Origin of the sequence: Hubeiibacter jixunmingi (assembly GCF_041928215.1) — a bacterium.
Taxonomy (GTDB): domain Bacteria; phylum Pseudomonadota; class Gammaproteobacteria; order Pseudomonadales; family Moraxellaceae; genus Acinetobacter.
This window is the reverse complement of sequence record NZ_JBHFHK010000088.1, coordinates 1-6,698: the sequence shown is the minus strand read 5'-3', so window position 1 is coordinate 6,698 and position 6,698 is coordinate 1. Positions and strand designations below refer to the sequence as shown.

The following is a 6,698-nucleotide window of genomic DNA, read 5'->3' as shown; positions in this document are numbered from 1 at the left end:
TGTATGGTGTCTTGAATATCTTGCCTTTTATGAAATGTGGCATTATCCATAACAATCACACTGTTTGGTGGCAGTTGCGTGAACAAATTGCTTTTAACCCATCAAAAGAGGGTCTAGGGCTTGATAATGCTCTAAACCGTGCGGTGGAGATTTTTTTAAACAGTGGAGATTTTTTTAAACAAAAGTCTAAAAGTCCACCACCCACATTCGCTTGCTCATTTGCATTGCCCCACGATGGTAACTAGCCAAATCGCCGAAGTGCTGATTAACGCCACCAACCAATCCATGGACTCGTGGGACCAGTCGCCAGCAGGCTCATTGATGGAAGTGCAGCTTATTGACTGGCTACGCCAAAAAGTGGGCTATGGTGCTGGTACGGCTGGCGTATTCACATCGGGCGGCACACAATCAAATTTGATGGGTGTTTTGCTGGCTCGTGATTGGTGTATCGCCAAAAACTGGCAAAATGCCGATGGCTCAGAATGGTCGGTGCAACGAGACGGCATTCCAGCTGACGCCATGCAAAAAGTGAAAGTGATTTGCTCGGAAAATACACATTTTTCTGTACAAAAAAATATGGCAATGATGGGTATGGGTTTTCAGTCAGTTGTTACCGTGCCTGTCAATGATAAAGCCGAAATGGATACAACCGCTTTGGTAGAAACAATGGCAAAACTCAAAGCGGACGGCAAAATCGTGGCGTGTGTGGTGGCAACGGCTGGCACAACGGACGCAGGGGCGATTGACCCTATTGGTCAAATCCGTGAGCTAACCAACCAATACGGTGCGTGGTTGCACATTGATGCTGCTTGGGGTGGGGCATTGATTTTGTCCAATCAATACCGTGATAAATTAAACGGCATTGAGCAAGCCGACTCTATCACGCTGGACTTTCATAAGCACTATTTCCAAAGTATTTCGTGTGGGGCGTTCTTACTAAAAGATGAGAAAAATTATCGCTTTATGCACTATGAGGCAGAATACCTAAACTCCGCCTATGATGAGGAACACGGCGTGCCAAATTTGGTTTCAAAATCCTTGCAAACCACTCGCCGTTTTGACGCGTTGAAACTGTGGCTCACGGTGGAGGCATTGGGCGAAAACCTATACGGTTCAATGATTGACCACGGCGTGGATTTGACCCGTGAAGTGGCGGATTATATTAAGGCGACCGATGGCTTGGAGCTGCTGGTTGAGCCACAATTTGCCTCTGTGTTGTTCCGTGTCGTACCAAAAGATTATCCTACCCAATTAATTGATAGCCTTAATCAAAATGTCGCCGATGAGCTGTTTGCTCGTGGTGAGGCGAATATCGGCGTTACCCGTGTCATTGACCGTAACCGTGATGTGCAGTCCTTAAAAATGACCACCCTAAGTCCGATTGCTACACTAGAAAATATCAAAGCCCTACTCGCCCAAGTGCTGGCAGAGGCTGAGCGTATTAAAGATGACATTGCAAACGGCACTTATACCACGCCGATTGATTAACAAAAACAAGTAAAAATCAAGCAGTAAAAAGAGTAGCCTAGGCTACTCTTTTTTATGTGATAGGCGGTCAATCCGATGAGTGGGTGGGCTGATTTAAAGATTGGCACAAACTTGCCAAGACACTGGTGGCAAAAGTACCGCTTGGCAGTATAAATTCCAGTATGAGTGAGCTGTCGTTAAGCCACTGCAATGTTAGGTGCTTGACGATTAGGCGTAAGGCGCGGTAGCTGATGGTTGCCCCTATTTTTTCTAAGCCTGTGGTGAGTGTGGTGAAATCATCACGTTCAAGGACTGCCCTTTGTATCTCATCACTTTTGCTTGTTTGCTTGATGTTGCCTATGCCATATAATACGGCGGTTGGGTGAATATCTAAACTGGCTACTCTATGTGTAATCGTATCATTGATGGTGTCGGTGAATATAGAGCCTGTGCCATCTAAATTAAATACATCACCGTCTACCGCATGATTCCAATTTCCCAGTTTTACACGTTCATTTAAAATAGCATTAAATAGCAGGCTTCTGGCGGCAGAGATATAAAACGTGTGCTTGTCATGGGTTTTGCGATTGGGTTTATAGGGTTTATTGTCATGCAGAATTTTTTCAAAAAAAACGATAAGCCTGCGTGATGTTATTACCATCCACGCCAAAACGTTGCGTACCAAAATAATTTGGTACGCCCATACTTTTGATAAGCTCAAGCTGTGCATTAATCTTGGCGGTATCGCCCGTGATGTTGGTTAGGGTGATGCGAAAATGATTGGATTTATGTATGCCACGACCAAGTTTTTTATGATGCCAGATGTGTTTGAGTATGGTGGCTTGTTCATGTGGCTGTAGCATGGATTTGGTAAATTGGTGAAAGTTATTTGTTGGAGGTTGTTGTTTGGGTAGGCGTAAACTAAACCATTGATAAGTGATGGCATGACGGTCTTTTAGTCCGCTGTAACCAACATCACGCAAAGGAATATCCGCCCATTTTTCCAATAAACTGGCGATAAAGCTCGTGTTAAGATTGGTCTTGGAGACATAAACCCATAAATGTTCGCCTTGTTCACTAAAGGGAATATCAAGCTGTTCAGTCACCACAAAATCACTGGGCTGCTGTTTAAAGTCGGCACAGACAATAGATGGTTCAAAAGGATAAGTGAGTTGCATATAGGTCTCTAAAAATAAAATATCTGGACGTTCGCCCAGATATTTTAGCAGGTTATCAGTAGATTTTATTCTACCATATAAACCGTGCGATTACCTTGTGGTTGTATAGGGCGGTTATTGCCGTCATAGAGTTTTGATAATACTGATAGCTGTTCTGCACTGGCTTGGATAGGTGTGGCTTTGAGTAGCCAGTGGACTTGTTCAGAGCAGGGTGGGGTGGTGAGTGAGCCATTATAAGTGTAGGTGGCACTGTCTTTTGGCATCAAATGGGCAACATTTAAGCTAGCAAGTGTATGACTGGTGTCAGAGATGGGTAAGTTATTTATAATTCCATCTAAATCATTGTTTTTATTGCCATTTTTAACCAAAACGCCAATCACTGCCAAATTGCCAGCATCGTTGGCATGAACAAAATGAATCTCAAGCGGATAATAAGTATTCATCACCGTATGCTCACTAGGGATATGGTAGTGAAATTGCAGAAGCTTATAGGTTGTACCATTTAGCTCTAAGGTATTAAGATTGGGGTTTTTGGTATTAAAGACGATGGTGTGTCCGTTGTTTTTGATGTCAAAATCATCTGCTTGATAATGCGTGCTTAAAGTCACTTGATTGGGTGAGCCAGCTGCAACTCTGGTCACGGTATGTACGTCAATAGGTGACTGTGCTTGTCCTGCTTTACATAAGCGATTAACTTCGGCATCACCCCATTTCTCTGGTGGTACTTGATGATTGGCATAGCCCCAAGTGCCATGCAGTTGCTTGCCATGCTCTAAGTTGCCTACTGATATGGTCGGCTGGCTGTCAGGGTCAGCCTGTAGAGATGTGGTAGTACATGCCGTTAGTGTTACAGACAATAAGCCAAGTGTGAATAAAGTGGGTTTTAACATATCAAATCCTTTGAATAGGTGACGTGTTTGTGTATTATGATATTACAGTTATGTGACTTATTTAAACCGTTTATCTTTTATTTTATACCTTTTATATAATTATCATGAATATTTATTATGATATATAATGAAAATATGACGTATTGTTTGCAAATTGTTTGTAAAAACTAACATATCATGTGTTTGGTGGTAGTGTGGTATAGCCTATTAAGGTTAGGTTTGCGTAAGTCCTAAACATGTTGGGGTAGGGCGATTATTATTACACGCTCGCCAATTAGACATTATTCACCCTGTTTCTCAACAACAATTATCCTTGATTGCCAATGTGGATGATGATTTTCAAAAGGTGTTGACGCATTTTGAATGGTCAATAAGTTAAAATTAAGCCTTAAAATGTTTGTTCCTGATCATACAATTGACGCACGGTTGTACCAATGGTTTGAATGCCTTTACGCAAAGTTTCATCATCTTGGGCAATGCTTAGGCGGATACATTCTTTGCTATGCGGATAATTTTCATGTTCCAAACCGATAAAGAAATGCTCACCTGGAATGATTAGCGTGCCTTGTTGTTTCAGCATTTCATAAAGTTGTTGCGTTGTTACAGGTAAGTGTTCAAACCATAACCAAAGGAAAATTGCTCCTTCAGGTTTATGGATTTTCATTGGATAATTGCCCAATTGCTGTTTGAGTAAATCAATGGCAAAGTTGGCTTGTTTTTGATAAAAGGGCTTAATGACTTGATCGGATAAGGTTTTTAAACGGTCATCTTTGAGTAAAGGTGTGGCAATCGCTGCACCAAAACGAGTTGGGGCAAGATTGACAATCGCATTTAAACAATTGATCGCATGCACCACTTTTGGATGAGCGACAATAATCCCTGTACGCACTCCAGGTAAGCCGACTTTTGATAAACTAAAACACAAAATAATATTGTCATGCCATGTCAAAGTCGTGTTGCTATAAATGATATTTGGAAAAGGCATGCCGTAAGCATTATCAATAATCAAAGGAATATCATAGCGTTGTGCGATACGGTCAAGATGTGCCATCTCATCATCGGTCAATACATTACCCGTTGGATTAGTTGGGCGAGAGCAGCAGATCGCTCCGATTTGCCCTGATTTCAGCTCAGGTAAATTTTCCAACGCTTCAAAATCAACACGGTATTTAAAAAAGCCTTCCTGTTCTTGATATTCAGTGAGTTGGATCTGCGGTGCAACACTACAAAAGTGTTGTCCTTCAATATGTGCATCAGCATAGCCGACATATTCTGGTGCTAAAGGCAATAAAATGGATTTATTTTTGGTTTGTCCATCTTGTTCAAATGCACCGCCAAACAAATTAAACAAATAGAAAAAAGCATTTTGTGAGCCGTTGGTGAGAGCAATATTTTCTTTGGTAATATTCCATTGATAATGGCGATTGAAAAAATCAACCAAAGCTTCAATACATTTGCTATCACCTTGTGGACTAGAATAATTACCGATATTTTCTAAACCACTTGCACCATCGTTATCTAGAGCAAGTTGTTGAAATATTTCATGATATACAGTATTAACTTCATTGATGCGTGCAGGGTTGCCGCCACCAAGCATGTTGATTGGACGATCACTATTTAATGCGTTCCCTAAGTCATCCATGAGTTGTAAAATACCACTTCGGCGTGTAAATTTTTGCCCAAATTTAGAAAATTGCATCATAAAACCATAAAATAAATAATATTGTGTGGGCATAATAACAAAAAAATGCAATGATGAAAAATATCATTAGTTTATATATGCTATTAAATTTAATGATTGAAAGATTATTTTTATGATTTCATTTTAATGATACAAAAAATAAGTCTGACCAAGATGATTCATTTTTTGATCAGACCTATTATACAGCATATATTCTGATTTTTATGCTAAGCCCAAATCCAAAATAAGCTGACGATTTGGCTCAGTGTGATTCATACTATAAAAATGCAAGCTTGGCACGCCACCTGCAATCAAATTTTCGCACAATCGTAACACAACTTCATGCCCAAAAGCTTTGATACTTTTCGTGTCATCGCCATAGGCTTGCAGTTGTTTACGGATCCAACGTGGAATATCCGCACCCGTTGCATCAGCAAAACGGATCAAATTACTGGCATTGGTAATCGGCATAATACCTGCAGTCACTGGAATATCAATGCCATTTTTATTTAAACGATCAATAAAATGGAAATAAGCATCAGCATTAAAGAAGAATTGTGTAATTGCTGCATTGGCACCCGCTTTGATTTTATCACCAAAACGTTGAATATCTCGGTCAAAACTGTCTGACTGTGGATGCATTTCAGGATAAGCCGCAACTTCGATATGGAAATGATCACCTGAATGATGGCGAATAAATTCTACCAAATCTCGTGCATAAGGTAACTCACCCAAACCCACTTGACCTGATGGTAAATCACCACGCAAAGCAACAATACGGTTGATGCCTTTTGCTTGATAAGTATCTAATAATTCAGCGATCCGCTTTTTATCATCACCAATACAAGAGATATGTGGTGTGACAGGCGTACCTTTATTGTGTAATAAATCGATGGTGTGCAAAGTACGTTCACGAGTTGAGCCACCTGCACCATAAGTGACCGAAAAAAACTCAGGATTAAGCTGTTGTAATTCTTGATGCACGACTTGGATTTTTTCCATACCAATATCAGTTTTTGGTGGGAAAAATTCAAAAGAAATGGGTACTTTTTTGCTATTGGTTGGAATGACTTTTTTATGCGGAACAGTCGTGCTTGAGGGAGCTTGACTTGGCTTTAAATCAGCTTTGATGCTATGAAGTAACGCCTCAACCTCTTGTAAGCGTTGTAAAGTAGCATTATCCGTTGACGTGTTCATCTTCTCGACAGCTCCTAAACCAATAATTGAATGGCACGATTATACCTTATTCACGATGAAATATAATTGAAATTTCCTTATAAGTGAATGAATAAAAGGTGTTGAGTTTACCAATCGCTGATGAATATATGGTTTTAATTGAACTGTCCAAAATAGCAATCTATTGTAGATAAAAATGATACATGATAGCAAAAAATATAGCATAACCTATTAGGGCGTGTTGACAATTAACGCAAATTGATTATTGTTGCAGCCAGATAGATATTAGCAGCAAAAGATTCATCG

At 40.2% G+C, this 6,698-nt stretch carries 5 protein-coding genes and 1 pseudogene; 1 reads left to right on the top strand and 5 read right to left on the bottom strand.

Annotated features, from left to right (window positions below; genetic code table 11):
* Positions 1-71 precede the first annotated feature (71 nt).
* Positions 72-1,488: pseudogene (locus ACEYX7_RS10215) on the top strand (pyridoxal phosphate-dependent decarboxylase family protein); the annotation flags it as partial.
* Between the two features lie 67 nt (positions 1,489-1,555).
* Here ACEYX7_RS10215 and truD (ACEYX7_RS10210) read toward each other — a convergent pair.
* From truD (ACEYX7_RS10210) to metF, 5 genes are all read right to left on the bottom strand, one after another.
* Positions 1,556-2,128 carry a tRNA pseudouridine(13) synthase TruD gene (truD, locus tag ACEYX7_RS10210; RefSeq protein ID WP_374805315.1) on the bottom strand — a complete coding sequence of 191 codons (573 nt, stop codon included), beginning with the start codon at positions 2,126-2,128 and terminating at the stop codon, positions 1,556-1,558.
* A complete protein-coding gene (truD, locus tag ACEYX7_RS10205; RefSeq protein ID WP_374805314.1) occupies positions 2,091-2,645 on the bottom strand; it encodes a tRNA pseudouridine(13) synthase TruD in 555 nt (184 codons plus the stop codon). The genes truD (ACEYX7_RS10210) and truD (ACEYX7_RS10205) overlap by 38 nt, the downstream gene beginning before the upstream one ends.
* Positions 2,646-2,710: 65 nt before the next feature.
* Positions 2,711-3,535, bottom strand: coding sequence for a carbonic anhydrase (locus ACEYX7_RS10200; RefSeq protein WP_374805313.1), 825 nt, complete (start codon positions 3,533-3,535; stop codon positions 2,711-2,713).
* Between the two features lie 388 nt (positions 3,536-3,923).
* Complete coding sequence (locus tag ACEYX7_RS10195; RefSeq protein WP_374805312.1) at positions 3,924-5,234, bottom strand: valine--pyruvate transaminase; 1,311 nt, start codon at positions 5,232-5,234, stop codon at positions 3,924-3,926.
* 204 nt (positions 5,235-5,438) lie between these two features.
* Complete coding sequence (gene metF, locus ACEYX7_RS10190) at positions 5,439-6,413, bottom strand: methylenetetrahydrofolate reductase [NAD(P)H] (protein WP_374805311.1); 975 nt, start codon at positions 6,411-6,413, stop codon at positions 5,439-5,441.
* Positions 6,414-6,698 lie beyond the last annotated feature (285 nt).